Genomic DNA, 21,546 nt, shown 5'->3' with positions numbered 1-21,546 from the left:
CTCGGGCTGAGAAGGCTGCGCCAGCCGGGCTTGTGCTTCACCGGCTCGGCAACCCCTCAATCTAAGAATTTTCGCGCCCGTCGAACTCGACGCCGGTGCGGTCTTGGCTATGGCCGATACCGGGGGGGTGAATACGTACCTGCGCGTGGGCCGTGTCCCGGATCTGGTGGTCCGGGTCCTGAATGCGATCGACGACCTCGGGCTGGCCACGCACTTCACCACGGTCGGCACCCACGCGCTGTATGCCTACGAAAGCGCAGCGGGTGCGCGTTTCATGCCCGAAGCGATGGCGACCCAGGACATCGACCTGCTGTTCGACACCCGCAAGCGCATCGGCTTCGTGACGCAGATGCGCCGCCTGGACACGTCGTTCATTGGCGCGCTGCGCAAGGCCGATCCGACCTTCCGGGTGAAATCGGACCAGCTGCAGACGGCCATCAATGCGTCAGGTTTCGAGGTGGATGTCATCCGCCGGATGGCCCGCGAGGGCGATCCCCACCCGTTGCGCCTGAGCGACCACGAAGACGACCTCTGGGCGGTGCAGATCGACACCGGGAACAAGATCCTGAGTGCACAGCGGTTCAGCCAGGTCGTGGTGTCCGTGACCGGGCGGATGGCCGTCATGCACACCATGCATCCACTGGCGTTCATCCAGATCAAGCGACAGATCGCGACCCGCGCCAACCGAGACCCACGCAAACGGCACAAGGATGCCCTGCAGGCGGATCTGGTCGAACAGCTACTGCATTCACATCTGCCGCAGCACCTGCCTGTGGCGCGTTAGTCAGGCCGACACACGCAGCCCCCGCCGGCTCGCGAACCGCCGCGCCTCCCCCGTCACCGGATCCGTGAACGCGATCTCCCGCGCCAGCAGCCGCAGCGGCTCCGTGTAGTCCGGCTCGGCGCCCGGCAGCAGATCCGGCTGCAGCACGGGATAGATCCGGTCGCCGACGATGGGGATGCCCAGCGCGTTCAGGTGCACCCGCAACTGGTGCTTCTGCCCGGTCTGCGGCGTCAGGCGGTAGCGGGCCAGCGGGCCGTGGCGCTCGATCAACTCGATGCGCGTCACGGCGTTCGGCTCGCCGTCCACCTCGTGCATCTGCATGAAGGCGTCTTCGCGCTCGGCCAGCCGGCTGCGACGCTCCAGCGGCAGCGTGGCCGCCAGCGCATCGGACCACGGCGCCACCGCTTCGTAGACCTTGTGGATCACTCTGTCCCGGAACATCGACTGGTACGCATGCCGCGTCTCCGGCCGCACCGAGAACAGCACGACCCCCGCCGTCTCCCGGTCCAGCCGGTGCATCGGCACCAGCGTCTCGATGCCGGTCAGACGCTTCAGCCGCACCAGCAGCGTCTCCTGCACATAGCGGCCCTTGGGCGTCATCGGCAGGAAATGCGGTTTATCCACAGCCAGCAGCCAGTCGTCCTGGTGCAGCACCTCGACCTCGAACGGGATGCGCGGCTCGGGCGCGTCCAGCGTGCGCCAGTACCAGAGCGTGCTGTGGACAACGCAGGGCGCATCCGCCGCGAGGGCCTGACCCTGTGCATCGAGCACCTCGCCGCGCCCGAGCCGTTCGCACCAGCCAGTCTCCGGAATTGTGGATAACCTGTGGACAAGAAAGTCCAGCACCGTGCGCCACGGCCCCGGCGTGACGGCCACGCGGCTAGCGCTCACGCCGTCGCGCATCGGCGGCGTCCAGGCGGGCCGGGCGCGGCTCATGCGCCGGTGGCCGTGTCGAGCCGGCGGGCGCGTGCGAGCCGCCAGGCCTCGTCGGGCTGCGCCGGGTCGTAGACCTGCTCGGCGGTCGTGGCGGTCTCGTGCAGTTGCGCGTCCAGCGCGATGCGGTTGTCGAACACGAAACACTCGCCGTGCCAGAGGTCGTCGGCGTCCGGTGCGGCGGCGGTCTGTTCCAGGTAGTTCAGGATGCCGCCCTCCAGCTGGAACACCTCCAGCCCGAGTGCCTCGCGCATCCATACCCCCGTCTTCTCGCAGCGGATGCCGCCGGTGCAGTACATCGCCACACGTTGTCCACAGGCTTTCCAGTGCGGCGCCTGGCTGCGGACCAGCTCGGCGAAGTCCCGAAAGTTATCCACACCCGGATCGACCGCCCCGCGGAAATGCCCGAGCCGCCACTCGAAGCGGTTGCGGTTGTCCAGCACCACCACGTCACCGCCTGTGAGTAACTTTCGCCAAGCGGCAGGGCTGAGGTGGGTCGAGGCGCGCTGTTCGGCGGTTTCGTCTAGGCCGCTGACGCCGTCGAGGCCGAGGGCAACGATCTCCGGCTTGACGTGGACCTTCATCCGGGCGAAGGGCGCGGTGGTGCACAGGCTGCGCTTGAAGTGCAGGCCGGCGAAGGCGCCGCCGAAGACCGGGTCGCCGGTCAGCGCCGCCTCGAAGGCGGTCACCGCTGCCGCCGGGCCCGCCACTACGCCGCTCAGGCCTTCGGTCGCGACGACGAGGCTGCCGAGCACGCCGGTGTCGCGGCTGCGCGCACGCAGCGCCTCGGCGGTGGCGGCGGGATCGTCGAGCCGGGTGAAGCGGTAGAACGCGCTGTGGATAACTTCAGGCGCAGCGTGGTCGGTCATGGCTTGGCCGCCTGCGTGCGGATCACCAGATCGGCCACCACCGGCCGGTGCTCCGAGCCGCCGCGCCAGCCGACCCAGGCCTCGCGCACGCCGATCTCCGGGCTGACGAGGATGTGGTCGATGCGCAGGAAGCTCACGCCCGGCTTGAGCGAGTGGCCGTGCGTGAAACCCCAGCCGCGGCCGCCCACGGAGAAGGCATCGTGCAGACCGATGCCGAGGAAGGTCTGCACGACGGCCGAGTGCTCCGGGGCGTTCAGGTCACCGGCGACGATGGTGGGCCGGCTCAGCGGGGCCAGCGCTCCGGCGATGCGGTCGGCCTGTGCCATGCGGTCGGCGAAGTTGGTGTTCCAGTCGTCCAGACCGCCCAGGCGTTCTTCGCGGGTGGCGTTCAGCCCCTCGCGCGGGGTCAGCAGGTGGGCGGTGACGAGGTCGATGGCGGTGCCGTCGATGTCCACGGTGCAGCGCACGTACTCGTGTTTCTCGCCACGGAAGGACATGTCCGCCGGTGCGCAGCCGCGGATCGGGAACCGGCTGGCGACGGCGTACTGCCCGTAGGCGTAGAGCTTGTGCTGCGGCAGCACATCGCGCATGCCGTAGGGCAGGTCACCCTGGCGCGACACTTCGCGGGCGTCCTGCATGACGAGGATGTCGGGCTGGTGCTGCGCGATCTCGTTGTTCAGCGGTACGAAGCCGCCGTGGCGGAACACCGCGCGGTAGGACTTGATGTTGTAGGTCATGAAGCGCACGGTGCGGGTGCCGGGTGCGTCGGGGGGCAGGGGGGTGCGGCCCAGTCCGAGCGAGAGGTCCATCACCGACACCAGCATCAGCCCGAGTGCTGCCGCCGCGCCCAGTCGCCAGGCCCAGCCAAGCATGAACGACAGCCCGAGCGCGAGCACCGCCGGGACGACATAGGCCAGGAACGGCGCGTAGCGCAGCAGCTCGACCCAGCCGGCGCGCGCCGGGCCATGGTGGAAGAGCCAGGACAGGCCGACCGCGCACAGCAGCGACAGCACGACGGCGCTGCGGGCGAGCCATTGGAGGGCGGGGGAGGCGGTGGACACGGGGGGAGTTCTCCTGGGCGCAAGGCGACGGGGCGCATTGTGCAGGCCGCCCACGGCAGTGCGTCAGTACCCGGACTCTCGGAACTGGTCGCACCCCATCAGGTTCAAGGCTTTCAACCGAGGCAGAGACGCCAGCGGGCTGCCATCGACCAGCAGCCAGCCATATTCCAGGTTCAGCGTCTCCAGCTCCGACAGTTCGGCCAGTGGCGTCCGATCGCGCATGACCATGCGGATCTGGTGGATCAGGGAGGCAGTGGACCAGACGGGCCGGGTGAGGATGACATCGGTGCTGTGCATGGCTTGGCAATCTGATGGCGGTGGCCTCGGGATTCTGAGATTCTGATTCAGCGTTGTGCAGATACGCCCGCACCGCCCCGCTCGAACACCGGCCAGTGCGGCACGCTGCCCGCCTCGACCTGGCTCCAGGCGCTGTGGTGACCGACGGTGTCGCGCAGCGGGTCGAGCTGTTGCTGCAGGCAGGTGCGCAGCTTCAGCAACGGCGCCGCCGCGGCCGCCGAACGCACGTCGCGCACCGCCAGCACCGCCTCGGTCGCCACCGTCGCCACGCCCTGCGCCCCGAGGTGGCTGTAGCTCAGCTTGGCGGGGCGGTAGACACTGCGCAGCTTGCCCGCCCACGGCTCCGGCACCGACAGCAGCTTCACGCTCCGGTCCAGCCCGCGCATCCACGCCAGCGGCGCGCCGCCCACCGCCATCACCGCGTCGATGCGCCGCGTCCGCAGCGCCTGCATCGCGTCCTCCGGGCCGGTGAACTCGGTGATGCGGTAGTCCACTTCGGCCTGGAGCTGGATCAGCCGCGCCGTCACCAGCGCGCCGCCCCAGACCCCGACCCGGCGCTTGCCCAGGTCACCCAGGGTGTTGAACTGCACGTCCCGTCCGCCGAGGCCGAGCACGCCGCCTTCGACCAGCGGCGCAGTCAATGCCAGCAGGTGGACCGGCTCCGGGTGCAGCGTCACCAGCGCCTTCACGCCGCCGAGGTCTTCGGTGGTGCGCCGGGCGTGCAGCACGTCGGTCTGCACGAAGGCGGCCGACACCTCGTTGCGCAGCAGCCGGTCCACCGACTCGTTGGAGCCGGACGAGGGCTTCTCCACCAGCGACAGCCCGGCCGAGGCGCCGCAGACCCCCGTCAAGTCCTTGAACATCGAGGCGTAGGTGCCTTGCGGGATGCCGGTGGAGACGGCGAGCGGAGTTTGTGCGGCGGCGAGCGTGGTGCTCAGGGCCAGGGCGAGCGCCGTGGTGACATGGCGGGTCAGGAACAGGGGCGTGGTGGTGGTCATGGTGGTGTCCTTGCGAGGATTCAGAAAATCTTGACGCGGCCCAGGCCCTGGGTGGTGCCTTGGTCGGTGGTGGGGGCTGGGGCAGAGGTCGAGTCGGGTGGCTGGGTGTCCGTGCCGGTCTGCCACAGGTAGAGCGCGACCAGCACGGCGGCCAGCAGCAGCGAGGTGATGACGCGAAACTTCATGGCCGTGCTCCCGGTGTGTGGGTGGTGGGGGTGGCGTTGAGGTCGAGCACCAGTTCCGTCTCCAGGCTGGCGAAGGCGCGGTTCATCTGCAGCCGCACGCTGTCCAGCGCCGTGCGTTCCAGCAGTTGCGCCATCGGGTCGCCGCGGGTGGCGCCGAGCGAGTGGCTCAGGGCGCGCTCGGCCTCGACCAGCGACCACTCGGTGCGGGCGCGGTCCACTTCCTGCTCGAAGGCCGCCACCGATTCCGCGGCAGTGCGCAGCGCACGCTTCTTCTGTTCGCGCAGTTGCCCGGCGCGCTGTGCCCGCTCCAGCCAGCGGGCGGCGGCGTCGGGGTGGGTGCGGGCGAAGTCCTGGGCCTGCTCGACGAAGGCGTCGATCTGGGCGATGGCCCCTTGCAGGTGGATGCTGGCCTGCGTGAGCGCGGCGCGGCGGTCGAGCAGCATGTTTTCCAGCGTCGGCAGCGGGTTGCCGCGGGCCTCGCCCTTCAGCAGGCGCAACCGCCAGTTCGCCAGCTTGAGCGCCACGACCGGCGCGAGCTGCACCCCGGCCAGCCCGAGCGTGCCGGCCACCATCAGCCCGGCCATGCCCTGCACCACAAGGAAGATCACCGGGGCCACGACCAGCGCGGTGCCGAGGCCGAGGGCCCAGGTCAGCGGCCGGGCCAGTTGCGTGACCCGCTGGCCGTCACGGCTGTTCAGCAGGGCCTGCAGCGGCGGCAGGGGCTTGAATTCGAGGGGCGCGGTGGTCTGCATGGTCGGCTCCGGGGGGCAGGACGCGGTGTTGCGTCGTTGAATTCAGGATGCCTGCAGTGGTGTTCTCGCTCCATATGGGGCGACCCCTGCAAGTCAGCCATGGGGGAGTTGCGGGGGAACCGTTCCTGCAAACTTTCTTAGTTTCCGTGGCAGATACAGTTGCTGCTGCTTTGTTCTCGAATCAGCTCGGTTTTGAAATGGAGCCGCTTGACCTGTCTTGACTACGTCAGACCGCAGAACGGATACACCGACAGTCCCTGCGCCAAGGACAAGAAAAATCAGCGCAAGGGCGGCAAAAATTTGGTGGTGAAACCCCATGGTGTTCTCCTGTGCAGATTGGCGGGACGGGTGAGTGACATGGCGGTCTGGGCCGCATGGAGGGGGCTTACAGCATCTGATCCCGCGTGCCCTTGCCCATGGTTTTCTGCATCATCTGGCGCCCGGTCTTGGCCATCAGGTCCAGGGCCTCGTTCGAGCCGCTGAGGGAAAATCGGCTCACTTTGAACTGGCTGTCCCCTATCGGAAATGCAAATGCGATCTTCGAGGATTTCAATGCGATGGCGGTAATCTCATCGAAGCTGTAGAACGTGTAGCGGGGTTTCCCGTCCACTTTCATGCATTGGGTTTCGTGGGTCGATGCGCCAATGTCGGCGTTCACGAAAATGGTGTACTTGCTGCCCACTTCACACTCGATGTCATTGACCAGAACCCAATAGCAATTGCCATCCGCGGTTTAGGGGTGTTGGTGGTACCGGACGCCCAGCTGCTGGAGCGCCTGGCAGAACCCGTCGAGGTCGATGCCGGACAGGGACCGGTGCAGGCGGTACTGGTCGCCATTGACCATCACGAGGGCGTATTGCCGGGCGGCGCTGTCGCGGGGTTTGTCGTCTCCCATGGATTCGGACACGAGCGTCTGGATCTCGGACGGCCGGACCGTGAAGCTGCGGTTGCCATGGAGGTTGCAGGGGGTTTCCCATGTGACCTCTTCCGGCGTCACCTGGATCCGCCAGGCGCCCGTGACCTCCCGTGTGCAGATACCGCCAAAGACCAGCAGCGCCAGGAGCAGCCCGGCCAGCACTTGCAACGGCAGTGCGAGGCCACAGACGGCGTAGGCCAGCAGCATGGGCGGCGTGAAGATCGCCGTCATGCGCAGGCTCCAGAAACACTGGCTGGTGGTCCATGAACGCTGGTGCGTGAACATCTGTTGTTCCGCGGGCTGGACTGTGGCGGTCAGCATCGTCGGCTCCGGGTTGTTGGACGCGGGGGTGCGTCGTGGAATCCAGAATGCCTGCGGGGGTGTTCATGCTCCATATGGGGCGACCCCTGCAGGGTGGCAGCGGGTAAACCGTCATCCTGTCCGAAGGCAAGGAGCGAGGATCTATGTCCGCCCAATAAAGACCGGTGCTTCTGTTATGTGAATACTGCGACAAGCATTTTTGGCAAAGCGAGACTGATACCAATGCCATACACCAGATCAAGCCAGAATATCGACCCATAAGCAAGCATGTAGATCAGGCCGACGACAGGGGCGACGACTATCTTCGCCAGCCATGATGCACCCCTTCCAGATACTGACTCCCACATTGATTTTGCATCTACTGTACTTGGAATGGCATGCATCGCAATTGAAACTCCAAGCCAGATTAGGATCAAATCAACTATAGGCGCCTCACCATCAAACTCGAATACACGCAGTGCCGACGGGAATGCAATAATTGCCCCGAGAGCTGAATTCAGGAAAAATGGGCCAGCCGCGATGATCACGTTATGCAGCCAATTGCCTGGTTCTTGGTGGATGACGTAACCGGCAGGATTGCCAAAGCGGAAATAGCAAACCTGATAGACTGGGACTTTAAAATATCGACAGAACAGGTAGTGAGCGAGTTCATGAATCACGACGCCGGGAAAAGTGAACGCCGCTATGATGCTTCCTGGTATGAAGAACACGATTGACCTGGCTTTCTGGTTATTTTGTTGTCTGGACGCTGGATTCAAGACCGAGTTTTGATTGAATATCCAATATGGCTGCATTTATTTCGTCAACCTCTCCTTTTGGCATTTTTATGTCGGCGAGCTTGTTGAACGTGTCGATGGCTTCGGCATACAATCCGGACCGGTAGTAGGATAAACCCAAGAACCGGGTGGTCTTTTTGTCATCCGAGTAGCGAAGGTGCAGATCCTTGTAGAGATCAATGGCGCGGGTGTATTGCGACTCGCTGTAGGCAATCTCTGCCCGATTCTTCTGCACGGCGTCAGCCAGTGAACTGCTGAAGCGCGGCATCTGCACAGCGCACAGGACCAGTCCGGCTGCAATGAGTCCCTTTACCCAAAGGGGCACATGGGTAACTTCCTGGGTTTCAGCTTGATGCATAAGGGCGCCTGATGGAATGCGAGTTGCGTCGTTGGCCTCAGAATGCCGGTGACGATGGCTGCGTTCCATATGGGGCGCCCCCTACGCGTTCCGATCGAGGTCCGCGTGGCAATTCCTTGTCACGAAACAGTCCCGCCGTTGTTATCCGGTGTCGCCGGATAGGGAAACCCATGGCTCCATTTCGTCGGTAAACCGGCCAGCGGGGAGAACTTCTCCCTAGAATGTCGAAAATTTCACAAATGCTGAGAGGATGGGTAGCTGCGTGCTGGAGACATGGACCGACTGGATCGGGATGGGCGTGAAGGTGCCGATGCTGATCGTGGGACTGGGGGGGCTGCTGATCGGCGCAGTGCTGCCGTGGTTGACGGCGGGGGTGGGCACCGATCGCCGGATACGGGGCGCACTGGTGCTGGGCGGGGCGCTGGTGTGTGGCGTGGCGCTGTGGCCGATGGCGAAGGCCGGTGGGCTGAAAGAGCCAGCCGTGCAAGAGGTTCGCCTTGACCATGCCGCCTGCGTCAAGACGCTGTCGCAGCGCATGGCCGAGCTGACCGTGACGGCACGTCTGGCCGCGATCGACACCACCGCTGGGCCCGCCCCGGCCGACCCGATCGGGCTGGTCAGCGGCAGCTCCACCGGGATGTACCACGCGGTAGCCGACGACCTCGTCGCAGTGGCCCGCCGGAACGAGTTGGCGCTGTTCAACCGCGAGACCCTGGGCAGCCTGGACAACTTCCGCAAGCTCGTCGATCCGAAAGAAAACGCGGCCATCGGCTTCGTGCAATCCGACTTGCTCGACTGGCTGCGCAACTCCCCCGACCGCGAGGACCAGCGCAACGCCACGCTGCTGCGGCTGGTGTTGCCGCTGTACGCCGAGGAGGTCCATGTGCTGGCGCGCAGCGGGCTGAACACGCTGGCCGACCTGGCTGGGCGGCGCGTGCTCACTGCGGCCAGCTCGCAAGGCAGCGGCTACACCGCCGAGAACCTGCTGCGGGCCGCCCAGGTCTCGCCGCCAGCCCGTTTCGACAACCAGCAGACGATGGCAGAGGCGCTGTGCAGCGTGCTCACGGGCCGCGCCGATGCGGTGGTGATCGTGCAGGGCAAGCCGTCGTCGAACCTGCTCAGCCTCGATGCCTTGCTCACCCACCCGGCCCGGCCGCTGGACGGTGTTCACCTGATGCCGCTGGACCTTCCCGCCCAGGCGGAGGGCTACGAGGTGGCGCGCATCGACGCCAGCGACTACCCCTGGGTTCAGGCGCCGGTGACGACGCTGTCGGTGCGGGCGCTGCTGATGGCGGTCGATTTTTCATCGCAGCGCAACGACTACCAGAAGCGTCGCTGCCAGCAACTGAAGGGTTTGGGGGACATGGTCAAGCGTGAACTGCCGGTGCTGAGCCGGCCGCCTTACCAGGCCAAGTGGCGGGAGGTCGATCCGCTGCGCCCAGTGCGCGGCTGGCGGCCAGTCACCTGCTCGCGTACGGGAGTCTGACGGCATGACCACCATGGACAACACTCTGCCGGCCGCACCGCGTCACCGCATCCGCTGGCTGCAGCGCCTGGCGGTGGCCGGGTCGGTCGGGGCGGTGCTGCTGCTGCTGGCACTGGTCTGGCAGATGCTGCCCGCGTGGCTCGATCCGGCGCAGACCTTCCCTGCGACCGGCCGTCCCCAGCACCCGGTCGCGGTGGACACCTGCGCCCGCGAGTTCATCGCCGATTGGACCAAGCTGGATTCCACCCAGCGCAAGAACGATATTCCCCGCCTGCCGCTGATCGAGGCGATGAAGAAATGCAGCCACAGCCTGCCCGGTTTGGTCCAGGTGCATCTGCTGAGGACCGAGGACGGCACGGAGACCCTCCTGCAAGGCATGACCGAGGATTTCCCGACCCCGGACTACCTCGCGAAGGTCCGTTCCGCCAAGACGGGCGACGAGTTGCGTTCGCCCTCCGGGCGCTTCACTGACCGGATGTACCCGGTGGACCGCACGCTGGTGCTGGTGGAGCGGTACCTGCCGGTTGAGTCGGGTGCGCCGGGCGTGATGGGTGTGAAGGACGTAGTGCCCGCCGCCGTGCGCCAGGAGCAGTGGCTGCTGTCGGCGCTGGCGCTCGGGCTGGTCGCGCTGGTCGGTATCAGCCTGCGCTGGCTCGGTCGCTCGCAGCGCGACTACCAGCACACCCTGCAGGAGGCGGTGCTGAAGCTGGAGAAAGAAGTGCAAGCGCGGCGGGCCGACGCCGAGTTCCGCCGGGACATGGAGGAGTCGATCAACGTCGGCCTGCGCGTCATCGACCGGGAGGGCCGGCTCATCCACGTCAACCGCGCCTTCTGCGAATCCTCGGGCCTGTCGCTTGACACGCTGATCGGTATGCGGGCGCCGTACCTGTTCTGGCCGGACGATCAAGTGGCGCTGCTCGATGGGCACCTGCGCCAGATTCTCGGCGGAGAGTCGGGACTGGGCAGCTACCGTGCCATCTACGTGCGCCCGGATGGCACCCGCTGGACCGCGCAGGTGAACGCCCACCGGCTCCGTAACGGGGAGGGCTGGATTTTCACCAGCACCGATGTCACCCGCGAGGTCGAGGACCAGCGCCGCATCGAATCCCTGAACGAGCAACTGCACAATGAAATCGCCAACCAAAAGGTGGCGGCGCTGAAGCTGGAGAACGAGGCGCAGGCGCGACAGGCTGCGGTCGAATTCCGCCTGGACATCGAGGAATCGATCAGTGTCGGCCTGCGGGTAATTGACCGTGAGGGGCGGTTGACCCATGTGAATCGGGCCTTCTGTGCAACCTCCGGCTGGACCGTGCAGGCACTGATGGCCTCGGGGGCGGCTGGGCAGCCGCAGTACCCGTTCTGGCCCGAAGACCAGGCGCCGCAGCTCGCCGAACACCTGCACGAAATCCTGGCCGGGAATGCACGACCCGAGAGCTACCGCGTGCCCTTCGTCCGCCCGGACGGCACCCGCTGGACCGCGCAGGTCAGCGCCCGCGCCCTCGGCAGCGGCGAGGGCTGGATCCTCGCCAGCACCGATGTCACCCACGAGGTCGAGGCCCAGCGCCGCATCGAATCGCTGAACGAAGACTTGCGCCATCAATCCGCGGTTGAGTTGATCGGCGAACACTCGGGCGAATTGCTGCACAAGCTGTCCAACCAAATCGGGGCGGCTCAGTTGGCATTGGGTGGTGTTGCCAAGAATTTGCAGGAAGGCCGCCACGGCGGTCTGGACACGGGTGTGCAGATCGCCGTGGCGGCCGTGAATCAATTGAGCAAAACCGTCGAGCATTTCGGCGGCCCCGTGCTGCGCGGCGAAATAGCGCAGGAACCCTCTTTGCTGCACGCAACCGTGACCGACGCGATGGTGCAGGTCAGTGTTTATGCAGCGACGCACAACGTGGTTATGTACAACGGCATCTCGAAGGAGCTGCCGCCGATCACGATGAACCGGACGTACCTGCGCGAGGTGCTGAGCAACCTGCTGCACAACGCCATCTCGGTGATGGACACCACCCCCATCACCAACCGGCTGATCAGCGTCGAGAACTACCTGGATGAGGCCGCCGGGCAGGTGCAGATCCATGTGCGCGACCGAGGCCCAGGGATCGAGCCCGCGCAGCGCGAAGCCGTGTTCGAGCGCCATTACTCCAAACGACAGGGTGGCAGTGGCTGGGGGCTGTACCTGTGCCGTCGCTGGGTTCACCGACTCGGAGGCCGCTTGGAGGTCACCGACAACCACCCCCGTGGCGCCGACTTCGTGATCACCCTGCACTTGACCCCCACCGAAGAAGCCCTTGTCCATGACGAACCTACTCAGCCTGTTGCCTGAGCCCCATCACCCGGCCGCCGAGGCGCCGCTGGTGCATGTCATCGATGACTATGACGACTACCGCAATGGTCTGCTCTACAACTTGCGCTCCGACGGCTTCGAGGCGCAGGGCTATGCCAGCGGCGAGGCATTCCTGGCGACACCGCTGTGGCCGAAGCGCGGCGTGGTGACGCTGGACATTGATTTCGATCTCGCGCCGCCCGGTGCCATGAGTGGTCTGCAGATCTTCAACCGGCTGCTGGCACAACGCTGCTCGATGCCGGTGATCTTCCTGACTGGGCCGTACGGGGGTGATGTGCGGTTGGCGGTGCAGCAGGTCACGCGTCGGGCCGAGGTCGATTACTTCTCCAAGCAGGCGCCGCTGGACGAGCTGAAGGCCACGATCCGCAGCTTCATGGCCCGCGAGCCGGCGCTGCGCCAAGTGGCCGAGCAGGAGCGTCGGTTGCTGCAGATCGTGCTGGACGTGCTGACACCGGCCGAGCGCGAGGTGATCAGCCGCGTGCTGCGCGGCCAGACCAACTATGGCATCGCCCGCGAGCTGAACAAGGAGGAGGGCGTGGTCGAGCTGCAGCGGGCCAGCGCGATGAAGAAGCTGCTCGGCGACAGCCGCTCGCCACAGCTGCTCGTCGAGCTGCTGCGCCCGCTGCTGGACCACCACGGCGCCGACTCGCTGACGGCGCTGGCCGAGCAGGAGCTGCTCTACCGCCTCGGCCTGCTCGATCCGCTGGCGCGCGATGTGCTGATGGCCGCGGTCGATGGCCGCAGCGACACCCAGATCGCCCGCGCCCACGGCTGGTTCGACGAAACCGACCGCGAGCGCCGCTACCGCGGCGTGGTGCAGGGCCACCTCGACCGGGCGCTGATGCTGATGCAGGCCGACGCGGTGCGGCAGGTGCGCAAGTGGCTGGGATACTTCCCCTCATGCAGCCCATCGTTGCCGTCACCGCCCCCTTCTTCGCCCTGATCCTCGTCGGTTATCTCGCGGCGCGGCGCGGCTTGCTGCCGCTGGCGGCAGTGCCTGGGATGAACGCCTTTGTCCTGTACTTCGCACTGCCGTGCATGTTGTTTCGCTTCGGCGCGAACCTGCCGGTGCGCGAGCTGTTCGATCCGGTGGTGCTGGGCGTGTACCTGCTGTGCGCGCTGGCGGTGGTGGCGCTCACGGTGGTGACGACGCGCCGGGCGGCGGGCAATCTGCGCGACGCGGCGTTTGGTGCGCTGGTCGCAGCCTTTCCGAACACCGGTTTCATGGGCGTGCCGCTGCTGGTGGCGCTGGTCGGGCCGGCCGCGGCTGGGCCGACGATCACGACTGTGCTGGCCGACCTGTTCGTCACCAGCTCGCTGTGCATTGCCATCGCGCAACTGCACCACGACAACCCGGCCGCCAGCCACGCGGGAGACGCCGCCGCGGCGCGGGCCGCGATCGTGCGATCGCTGCGCGCGGCGCTGGGCAACCCGCTGCCGTGGTCGATCGGGCTGGGGGCGCTGGCGTCGGTGACCGGGCTGGCACTGCCCGGTCCCATCGCCAAGGTGGTGGCGATGCTGTCGGATGCCGCCAGCCCGGTTGCGCTGTTCACGATCGGCGCAGTGTTGTGGCGCTCGGGGCTGGACGCGCAGGGCCGCCCCGGCGCGCCGATGCCCGCCGCGCGTTACCTGCCGGTGGCGCTGATCAAGCTGGTGGTGCACCCGCTGCTGGTGTGGGCGGCGGGCCTGGCCGCGCAGGCTGCGGGGCTGGCGCTGAGCGACTTCCAGCTGATGGTGCTGGTGCTGGCCGCCGCGCTGCCGAGCGCCAGCAACGTCTCGCTGCTGGCCGAGCGTTACGGCGCCGACAACGGCCGCATCGCCCGCATCATCCTGGCCTCGACCGTGCTGGCCTTTGGCAGCTTCGCGGTGGTGGCGTGGCGGTTCGGGGCCGCGCCGGGCTGAACCACCACGTCCACTGCATCCATCAGAGCGTGCGCGCCTGGAAGCTGTCGCACTGCGCGATCTGCCCGGTCTGCAGGCCGCGCTTGAACCAGGTCATGCGCTGCTGGCTGGTGCCGTGGGTGAAGCTTTCCGGCCGCACACGCCCGCCAGCGTTGCGCTGCAGCGTGTCGTCACCGATCTTCGCGGCGGCGTTCATCGCTTCTTCCAGATCACCCTGTTCGAGCCAGTTCTTCGCCTGCTGCGCGTGATGCGCCCAGACACCGGCGAAGCAGTCGGCCTGCAGCTCCAGCCGCACCGACAGCGCGTTGCCCTGCGCTTCGCTGACCCGGCCGCGCATGCCGTCGATCTTGTCGGTGATCCCCATCAGGTGCTGGACGTGGTGGCCGACCTCGTGCGCGACGACATACGCCTGCGCGAAGTCACCGGGTGCGCCGAGCTGGCGGCGCATGGTCTCGAAGAAGTCGAGGTCCAGGTAGACCTTGGAGTCGCCCGGGCAGTAGAACGGGCCCATCGCCGCCTGGCCGGTGCCGCAGGCGGTGCGGGTGGCGTTGCTGTAGAGCACCAGACCGGGCTTCTGGTACTGCGCCTGGGCCTGGCGGAACACGCCGTCCCACACATCCTCGGTCGAAGCGAGCACGGTCGAGATGAAGCGGGCGTTCTGGTCCTGCGGGGCTGCGCGAGTCTGGCCAGCGGGCGCCTGCTGTACAACCGCCGGTTCACCGCCGCCCGTGCCGCCGAGCACGCCGATCACTGTCATCGGGTTGACCCCGAACACCCAGCTCGCCACCAGCGCGATCGCGATCGTGCCCAGCCCGACCCCGCGGCGTCCGCCCATGCGGCCCCCGCCCCCGCCGCTGGCGCCATCCTGGCCACGGCGGTCTTCCACCTGGTTGCTCTCTCGCTGTCCGTCCCACTTCATGGTGTGTGCTCCTCAGTGCGGTGTGAATTGTTACCGCCGATGCCGTGATCATGCCAGCCGCGACAACCCTCGGGAACCGCCGGGGTTCAGGTTCCCGGTCCCCCGCTCCAGTAGCCCGGCATGCTGTAGCTGTGCTTGAGGAAATCCACCCACAGCCGCACCCGCAGCGGCAGGTGCCGCACATGCGGCAGCACGGCGTAGATCCCGTTCGGTGGCGCGGCGTGGTCGTCCAGCACGCTGACGAGGCGGCCGTCGCGCAGGTCGGCGTCCACTTCCCAGGTGCTGCGCCAGGCGACCCCGAGTCCCTGCAGGCACCAGGCGTGCAGCACTTGCCCATCCGAGCAATCGAGCCGACCGGGTGGCCGCAGGTACTGCACCGCGCCGTCGATCCGGAAGGCCCAGCCGCGCGACTGGCTGGCCTCGGAGCTGAGCGTCAGGCACTCGTGGCGCATCAGGTCGAGCGGCTGCTGCGGCGTGCCGGCCCGCGCCAGGTAGGCCGGAGCGGCCACGCAGCGGCGGCGGTTGTCGGCCAGCCGCACCGAAATCAGGCTGGAGTCGGGCATGTCGCCGACGCGCACCGCGCAGTCGTAGCCCTCGTTGACCATGTCGATGATGCGGTCCGACAGGTTCAGCGACAGCGACACCTCCGGGTGCAGCGCCAGGAACCGCGGCAGCAGCGGCGCCACATGCCGGCGGCCAAACCCACCCGGCGCGGTGATGCGCACATGGCCGCTCGCCTTCACGCCGCCCGCGCTGACGCTGGCTTCGGCGCTGGCGAGGTCGGCGAGCACGCGGGTGCAGTCTTCGAGGAAGGCGCTGCCCTCGTGGGTCAGCGTGAGCTTGCGCGTGGTGCGCACGAGCAGCTTGACGCCCAGGCGCTTTTCCAGCGCGTCCATGCGCCGCCCCATCATCGCCGGGGCCACCCCCTCATTCGCGGCGGCGGCCGTCAGACTGCCGCGCTGAACAATCGCGACAAATGACTCGATTTGTTTGAGCTTATCCATTGATTCAGGGGAGTGAATAATATTTATACGCGAGGGCTTGAGTCTGAATCGCCAACTAATTACGCCCAGGTTGGATATTGCATTTGGCGGTTAATCTGAACTATTCACGGGAGGCCCCCTATGCATGGGGTGACATATGGTTTTTCAATTGGGTATGATTTTTTCAAATTAACCGACGGACCTTATTCATCAAGGGCCGTCACAAACCCAGAGGAAACACCATGAAAAAGTTCACCACCCTTGCCGCACTGGCCGTTTTCAGCCTGTTCAGCCACGCGGCGCACAGTGCCGAACTGCTGACGAACGGCAGCTTCGAGAGCGCCGTCAACCTGAACGCGGGCGGGTATTGCTACCAAGGCTTTGGCGACAACTGTGGCCCGATCCAGGGCTGGACCGGCAGCACGCCGGCAGTGATCGCGCAGGACTCGGCTCCCTGGAGCAACCCTGGCAGTCTGCCCGGGTTCAATGCCAGTTTCGGCAACCAGATCGCGGGTGTACAGACCCACCCTGCGCTTGGACAAAGTTCGCTTGAGCAGACGGTGAACGGCGCCGGTGGCCTGTACACCCTGAGCTGGTACGACGCTGGCCGCATTGGCGACGGTGGTCAGACCTACCAGGTGAACTTCGGTGGCTCGACCATCGGCACCTTCGGCGTCAACTCGGGCCAAGGCTGGTCGCTCAACAGCTTCACGTTCACGGCCGCCGGCGGCAGTCAACTGCTGTCGTTCGTGGGCGTGGGCTCGCAAACGGATGGAACGGTCTTCCTGGACAAGGTCAGCCTGACCGGTGCGCCGGCCGTCTCGCCGGTGCCGGAACCTGAGTCGCTGGCGATGATGCTGGCGGGTCTGGGCGTGCTGGGTGGTGTGGCGCGCCGCCAGCGCAAGGCTGTCTAAGCCAGTCTGACCGTTCCTTGTCGGCCCGGTGTGGTGGAGGCTCTCCGCTGCACCGGGCTGATTGCATTCATGAAAGTTCTGAATCATTCGATTTGCATCCACACAATGGCATGCGAAGTCTGGAATAGATTCACGGGATGGACAAGCCCTCTCCCCATGCCGTTCTCTTCGACGCCTACGGCACGCTGTTCGACGTCTACAGCGTCGCACTGACGGCCGAGCAGTTGTTCCCTGGCCGGGGCGAGGCGCTGTCGCTGCTGTGGCGCGAGAAGCAGATCGACTACACCCGCCTCATCACCATGAGTGCGCCCGACGGCAGCCGCTACCGCCCGTTCTGGGAGCTGACCCGCGCCGCGCTGCGCTACGCCTGCGCACGGTTGCAACTGGCGCTGACGCCCGAGTCCGAAGACCACCTGATGAACCAGTACCGCCACCTGAGCGCCTTCCCCGAGGTGCGCGAGGTGCTGGACGGCCTGAAATCGCGGGGCATCCCGACCGGCATCCTCAGCAACGGCGACCCCGACATGCTCGGCATCGCGGTGCGCAGCGCCGGGCTCGGTCCGCTGCTCGACCACGTCATCAGCGTCGAGCCGGCGCGGGCCTTCAAGACCGATCCGCGCGCCTACGCCCTCGGCCCGAAGACGCTGGGCCTGCCCGCGAAACAGATCCTGTTCGTCTCCAGCAACGGCTGGGACGCGCTCGGCGCCACCTGGTTCGGCTTCACGACGCTGTGGGTCAACCGGGCCGGCGCACCGCTCGAAACGCTCGGCACCGAGCCGACCCGCGTGGGCGCCAGCCTGGGCGATGTCCTGAATTTCTTTCCTTCCTGATTCCATTCCATCGATCCGACCCCGAGGTTCCCACCATGACCGCACGCACCACGATCCACGGCCTGCAAGTGGCCACCGAGCTGTTCCGCTTCATCGAGGATGAAGTGCTGCCGAACACCGGCGTTGCCTCGGCGACGTTCTGGGCCGGCTTCGACGCCCTCGTCAGCGACCTCGCGCCGAAGAACGCCGCGCTGCTGGCCGAGCGTGACCGCATCCAGCTGGAGATGGACGCCTGGCACAAGGCCCACCCCGGCCCGATCGCCGACATGGCCGCCTACCGCGCTTTCCTGACGCAGATCGGCTACCTCGTCCCGGTGCCCGAGACCGTGCAGACCACGACCGCCAACGTGGACGCCGAACTGGCGCTGCAGGCCGGCCCGCAGCTGGTGGTGCCGATCCTGAACGCCCGCTACGCGCTGAACGCCGCCAACGCCCGCTGGGGCTCGCTGTACGACGCGCTGTACGGCACCGACGCGATCTCCGAGGCCAACGGCGCCGAGAAGGCCGGCGGCTACAACCCGGTGCGCGGCGCCCGCGTGATCGAGTTCGCCCGCAACTTCCTCGACCAGGCCACCCCGCTGGCCGGCGCCACCCACAAGGACGCCACTGGCTACCGCGTCGAAGGCGGCAAGCTGGTGGTCGCGCTGAAGGGTGGCGCCACCGCCAGCCTCGACAACCCGGCCCAGTTCGTCGGCTACCAGGGTGACGCCGTGGCGCCGACCTCGGTGCTGCTGGTGAACAACGGGATGCACATCGACATCCTGATCAACCGCACGACCGCCACCGGCAAGACCGACGCCGCGGGCGTGTCCGACGTGGTGGTCGAGTCCGCGCTGTCCACCATCCTCGACCTGGAAGATTCGGTCGCTGCGGTGGACGCCGAAGACAAGGTGCTGGCCTACCGCAACTGGCTCGGCATCCAGCTCGGCACGCTGACCGAAGAAGTCAGCAAGGGCAGCAAGACCTTCACCCGCCGCCTGAACGCCGACCGTGTCTACACCGGCCCGAACGGCGGCGAGGTCGTGCTGCACGGCCGCTCGCTGATGTTCGTGCGCAATGTCGGCCACCTGATGACCAACCCGGCCATCCTGTGGGGCGCGGAAGGCCGTGAAATCCCCGAAGGGATCATGGACGCCGTGGTCACCACGACCATCGCCCTGCACGACCTGCAGCGCCACGGTGCCAACGGCCTGAAGAACAGCCGCACTGGCAGCGTCTACATCGTCAAGCCGAAGATGCACGGCCCGGCTGAAGTGGCTTTCGCGGGCGAGCTGTTTGGCCGCGTCGAGCAACTGCTCGGCCTGCCCGACAGCACCGTCAAGCTCGGCATCATGGACGAGGAGCGCCGCACGTCGGTGAACCTGAAGGCGTGCATCGCGGCGGCCTCGTCGCGCGTGGCCTTCATCAACACCGGCTTCCTCGACCGCACCGGCGACGAGATGCACACCGCCCTGCACGCCGGCCCGATGATGCGCAAGGGCGACATCAAGTCCAGCGCCTGGATCGCGGCCTACGAGCGCCGCAACGTGCTGATCGGCCTGTCCTGCGGCCTGCGCGGTCGTGCGCAAATCGGCAAGGGCATGTGGGCCATGCCCGACCTGATGGCCGCGATGATGGAGCAGAAGGTCGGCCACCCGAAGGCCGGCGCCAACACGGCATGGGTGCCGAGCCCGACCGCCGCGACGCTGCACGCGCTGCACTACCACCAGATCAGCGTGGCCGCGGTCCAGCAGCAGATCGAGGCCAGCGGTGACGCGTCGAACCCCGCGCTGACCGACAAGCTGATGACCGACCTGCTGACCGTGCCGGTCGTGGCCGAAGCCAAGTGGTCCGACGCCGAGCGCCAGCAGGAAATCGACAACAACGTGCAGGGCATCCTGGGCTACGTCGTGCGCTGGGTGGACCAGGGCGTGGGCTGCTCGAAGGTGCCGGACATCCACAACATCGGCCTGATGGAAGACCGCGCGACGCTGCGGATTTCGAGCCAGCACCTGTGCAACTGGCTGCTGCACGGCGTGGTCACCGAGCAGCAGGTGCGCGAGGCGTTTGCGCGCATGGCGGTGGTGGTGGACGGGCAGAACGCGGGTGATCCGCTCTACAAGTCGCTGGCGGCTAACCCGGACGGCGCGGCGTATCAGGCGGCGCTGGATCTGGTGTTCAAGGGGCAGACGCAGCCGAGTGGGTACACGGAGCCGTTGCTGCACGCGTGGCGGTTGAAGGTGAAGGCGGCCTGATCGGTCCGCGCTTCAGAGGAGACGGCGCTGGCGGGCGCCGCCTCCATTTGCCTCGCGAGATAATGAACTACGCTGCAAGCCGTTGATTTTATTCGGTTTTATTCAATTCGGCGTTTCATTATCAAACGACCAAGATAATGAACCTTGGTCCTGCGTCTCTTTCGAGGGCTTGGTGTACCGGGCCTGCTGGCGAGACGCCGCAGGCAGCGGCTCCAGCAGACCTTGGCTGACCCATTGGCGCAACTGTCGGGATGCGGCCAGCGTGTCCCAGCCGCTGATGGCACGCAGCTTGGCGTTGCCGAGCGACCCCTCCCGATCGATCCAGTCGCTCACCTCGTCCCACACGCTGGGGCGTTCGAGGTTCAACAACGTCACCGTCACGCTTTCGACGGCGGCCTCGGTGGACTGCCGGTACTGCGGCGGATAGAGCTTGGCCGCCGCCATCTCCGAGAACATCATCTTCACGCCCTCGCCGGCGTCGATGTTGGGCGCCACCGGGAATTCGCGCAGGTTCTGGGCGATGAGGGGATTGCGGGCCTGGCTGCCGGCCCTGGCAATGTTGTCCGGGGTGATGCGGCCGGGGAGCATGCCCGGGCTTTCCACGTCGATCCGGTCATCGAAGATGCGGATGAAGATGTCCCGATTGAGGTGGTAATCCCGGTGGATCACGGCATTGACGATGGCCTCTTTCACTACCCGTTCCGGGTAGCGATGACGCGTCTTGAAGCCACTGCCGACCAGTGTCAGCCCTTGTGCCAACTCATCCAGGACCGCACGCACGGCAGCATCGATCTGTTCGATCAGGGGGCCGCGCAGGGTCTTGGGTGGCTTGCGCAGGTTGGGTGTCGAACTGCTGCCAACTTCTTTGCCAGCGTAGACCAGCAGCCGAATGTCCGCACGGGTGCCGGACGCGGCCAGCAGGCTTCCCGGCTCCTCGGCGAACAGCAACACTGCGGCGCGGCGCGGTTGGACTTGTTCCTCTGCTGAGCCGGTCTTCACGGTGTCCGCCAGACCGATTCGCTGCATCTGCTCGGCCATGTCTCCGGTTCTCAAGCCGCGGCTGCGCACGAAGGTGTGCCAGACCGGTGTGTCCAGCAAGCGCAGCGGGATGGCAACGGGTTCGCTCTCGGCGCTGCGTTCGCCACGTTGGTAGGACAGTTCGGTGATTTCGGTGGCGCCCAGTTGACGGTTGCTGGCATCTCCGCGTGTCCATGTGCCGCCGTCCACCACGGAATGCACGCGGTCGCTTTTCTCCACACGCACCAGCACCACATCCCCTGCCTTGCCGTCCCGCAGTGTGCAGGGCAGGCGGTAGACGCCGATGCCGTCCATTGATGGGTTGAACTGGGTGCGGCATTTGCGTTGCAGTTCATCCAGTGCTTCCGGATTTTCCTGGATGCCCCAGAGGCGCTGCTGCGGCTTCTCGCCGGCCCGGAGTTCCTTGGCATCGCCAATGCCGATGACCAGCACGCCACCTTCCGTATTGGCAAACGCGCAGATCGTTTCCAGCATCTTGGCGATCTTGCCCGCCCCCAGGCGCTTGAAGTCGAGTGTTCGGGATTCGGCTGACTTCAGCAGTGCCGCCAGACGATCGGCGGCCTGCGGGGGAGGGAGATCTTTCATGGCGGTATTCTGCCGGCCGTCGCCTGCGGACATGGATTTGCTGCAGCCCGCTCGA

22 protein-coding genes are annotated in these 21,546 nt (G+C 66.5%); 8 read left to right on the top strand and 14 right to left on the bottom strand.

Annotation, left to right across the window (positions count from 1 at the left end; genetic code table 11):
- The first annotated feature begins 127 nt into the window (after window positions 1-127).
- Window positions 128-784, top strand: a complete 657-nt coding sequence (locus tag AABN02_RS03265; RefSeq protein WP_338413490.1) for a GSU2403 family nucleotidyltransferase fold protein — start codon at window positions 128-130, stop codon at window positions 782-784.
- Here the strand turns inward: AABN02_RS03265 and AABN02_RS03260 are convergent, their stop codons facing one another.
- The 11 genes from AABN02_RS03260 to AABN02_RS03210 all read right to left on the bottom strand — a co-directional run bounded on the left by AABN02_RS03260 (window position 785) and on the right by AABN02_RS03210 (window position 8,319).
- On the bottom strand, window positions 785-1,720 hold the full coding sequence (locus AABN02_RS03260; RefSeq protein ID WP_338413489.1) for a pseudouridine synthase: 936 nt from the start codon (window positions 1,718-1,720) through the stop codon (window positions 785-787).
- Entirely contained in the window at window positions 1,717-2,586 is an 870-nt protein-coding gene (locus tag AABN02_RS03255; RefSeq protein ID WP_338413488.1) for a rhodanese-like domain-containing protein, read from the bottom strand. The genes AABN02_RS03260 and AABN02_RS03255 overlap by 4 nt, the downstream gene beginning before the upstream one ends.
- On the bottom strand, window positions 2,583-3,647 hold the full coding sequence (locus tag AABN02_RS03250) for an endonuclease/exonuclease/phosphatase family protein (protein ID WP_338413487.1): 1,065 nt from the start codon (window positions 3,645-3,647) through the stop codon (window positions 2,583-2,585). The genes AABN02_RS03255 and AABN02_RS03250 overlap by 4 nt, the downstream gene beginning before the upstream one ends.
- A 63-nt stretch (window positions 3,648-3,710) precedes the next feature.
- Window positions 3,711-3,944, bottom strand: coding sequence for a hypothetical protein (locus AABN02_RS03245; RefSeq protein WP_338413486.1), 234 nt, complete (start codon window positions 3,942-3,944; stop codon window positions 3,711-3,713).
- A 47-nt stretch (window positions 3,945-3,991) separates the two neighbouring features.
- Complete coding sequence (locus AABN02_RS03240) at window positions 3,992-4,942, bottom strand: TAXI family TRAP transporter solute-binding subunit (RefSeq protein WP_338413485.1); 951 nt, start codon at window positions 4,940-4,942, stop codon at window positions 3,992-3,994.
- 20 nt (window positions 4,943-4,962) lie between these two features.
- Window positions 4,963-5,127 carry a hypothetical protein gene (locus AABN02_RS03235; RefSeq protein WP_338413484.1) on the bottom strand — a complete coding sequence of 55 codons (165 nt, stop codon included), beginning with the start codon at window positions 5,125-5,127 and terminating at the stop codon, window positions 4,963-4,965.
- Entirely contained in the window at window positions 5,124-5,879 is a 756-nt protein-coding gene (locus AABN02_RS03230; RefSeq protein WP_338413483.1) for a hypothetical protein, read from the bottom strand. The genes AABN02_RS03235 and AABN02_RS03230 overlap by 4 nt, the downstream gene beginning before the upstream one ends.
- A gap of 385 nt (window positions 5,880-6,264) precedes the next feature.
- Window positions 6,265-6,537, bottom strand: a complete 273-nt coding sequence (locus tag AABN02_RS03225; RefSeq protein ID WP_338413482.1) for a hypothetical protein — start codon at window positions 6,535-6,537, stop codon at window positions 6,265-6,267.
- Window positions 6,538-6,612: 75 nt separating this feature from the next.
- Window positions 6,613-7,116, bottom strand: a complete 504-nt coding sequence (locus AABN02_RS03220; protein ID WP_338413481.1) for a hypothetical protein — start codon at window positions 7,114-7,116, stop codon at window positions 6,613-6,615.
- Between the two features lie 173 nt (window positions 7,117-7,289).
- Window positions 7,290-7,874, bottom strand: coding sequence for a metalloprotease family protein (locus tag AABN02_RS03215; RefSeq protein ID WP_338413480.1), 585 nt, complete (start codon window positions 7,872-7,874; stop codon window positions 7,290-7,292).
- Window positions 7,846-8,319 (bottom strand): hypothetical protein, encoded by a 474-nt coding sequence (locus tag AABN02_RS03210; protein ID WP_338413479.1) that lies wholly within the window; start codon window positions 8,317-8,319, stop codon window positions 7,846-7,848. The genes AABN02_RS03215 and AABN02_RS03210 overlap by 29 nt, the downstream gene beginning before the upstream one ends.
- Before the next feature lie 193 nt (window positions 8,320-8,512).
- Here AABN02_RS03210 and AABN02_RS03205 point away from each other — a divergent pair, with 193 nt between their 5' ends.
- The 4 genes from AABN02_RS03205 to AABN02_RS03190 are packed head-to-tail and all read left to right on the top strand — an operon-like array spanning window position 8,513 to window position 13,988.
- Complete coding sequence (locus tag AABN02_RS03205; protein WP_338413478.1) at window positions 8,513-9,736, top strand: TAXI family TRAP transporter solute-binding subunit; 1,224 nt, start codon at window positions 8,513-8,515, stop codon at window positions 9,734-9,736.
- A gap of 4 nt (window positions 9,737-9,740) precedes the next feature.
- Entirely contained in the window at window positions 9,741-12,065 is a 2,325-nt protein-coding gene (locus AABN02_RS03200; protein WP_338413477.1) for a PAS domain S-box protein, read from the top strand.
- Window positions 12,037-13,029: a response regulator gene (locus AABN02_RS03195; RefSeq protein WP_338413476.1), complete on the top strand. Its 993-nt coding sequence runs from the start codon at window positions 12,037-12,039 to the stop codon at window positions 13,027-13,029. The genes AABN02_RS03200 and AABN02_RS03195 overlap by 29 nt, the downstream gene beginning before the upstream one ends.
- Window positions 12,987-13,988, top strand: coding sequence for an AEC family transporter (locus AABN02_RS03190; RefSeq protein WP_338413475.1), 1,002 nt, complete (start codon window positions 12,987-12,989; stop codon window positions 13,986-13,988). The genes AABN02_RS03195 and AABN02_RS03190 overlap by 43 nt, the downstream gene beginning before the upstream one ends.
- Window positions 13,989-14,010: 22 nt before the next feature.
- Here the strand turns inward: AABN02_RS03190 and AABN02_RS03185 are convergent, their stop codons facing one another.
- Window positions 14,011-14,907, bottom strand: a complete 897-nt coding sequence (locus tag AABN02_RS03185) for a neutral zinc metallopeptidase (protein WP_338413474.1) — start codon at window positions 14,905-14,907, stop codon at window positions 14,011-14,013.
- A gap of 86 nt (window positions 14,908-14,993) precedes the next feature.
- Window positions 14,994-15,911: a LysR family transcriptional regulator gene (locus AABN02_RS03180; RefSeq protein ID WP_338413473.1), complete on the bottom strand. Its 918-nt coding sequence runs from the start codon at window positions 15,909-15,911 to the stop codon at window positions 14,994-14,996.
- Between the two features lie 221 nt (window positions 15,912-16,132).
- Here AABN02_RS03180 and AABN02_RS03175 point away from each other — a divergent pair, with 221 nt between their 5' ends.
- The 3 genes from AABN02_RS03175 to AABN02_RS03165 all read left to right on the top strand — a co-directional run bounded on the left by AABN02_RS03175 (window position 16,133) and on the right by AABN02_RS03165 (window position 19,868).
- Window positions 16,133-16,804: a PEP-CTERM sorting domain-containing protein gene (locus AABN02_RS03175; protein WP_338413472.1), complete on the top strand. Its 672-nt coding sequence runs from the start codon at window positions 16,133-16,135 to the stop codon at window positions 16,802-16,804.
- Between the two features lie 137 nt (window positions 16,805-16,941).
- Complete coding sequence (locus AABN02_RS03170; RefSeq protein WP_338413471.1) at window positions 16,942-17,634, top strand: haloacid dehalogenase type II; 693 nt, start codon at window positions 16,942-16,944, stop codon at window positions 17,632-17,634.
- A 35-nt stretch (window positions 17,635-17,669) separates the two neighbouring features.
- Window positions 17,670-19,868, top strand: coding sequence for a malate synthase G (locus AABN02_RS03165; RefSeq protein WP_338413470.1), 2,199 nt, complete (start codon window positions 17,670-17,672; stop codon window positions 19,866-19,868).
- Window positions 19,869-19,970: 102 nt separating this feature from the next.
- Here AABN02_RS03165 and AABN02_RS03160 read toward each other — a convergent pair whose 3' ends face one another.
- Window positions 19,971-21,491 carry an ATP-binding protein gene (locus AABN02_RS03160; RefSeq protein ID WP_338413469.1) on the bottom strand — a complete coding sequence of 507 codons (1,521 nt, stop codon included), beginning with the start codon at window positions 21,489-21,491 and terminating at the stop codon, window positions 19,971-19,973.
- Window positions 21,492-21,546 lie beyond the last annotated feature (55 nt).

This window comes from uncultured Sphaerotilus sp., assembly GCF_963924895.1.
Classification (GTDB): domain Bacteria; phylum Pseudomonadota; class Gammaproteobacteria; order Burkholderiales; family Burkholderiaceae_C; genus Sphaerotilus.
This window is presented reverse-complemented; position numbering and strand designations above follow the sequence as displayed.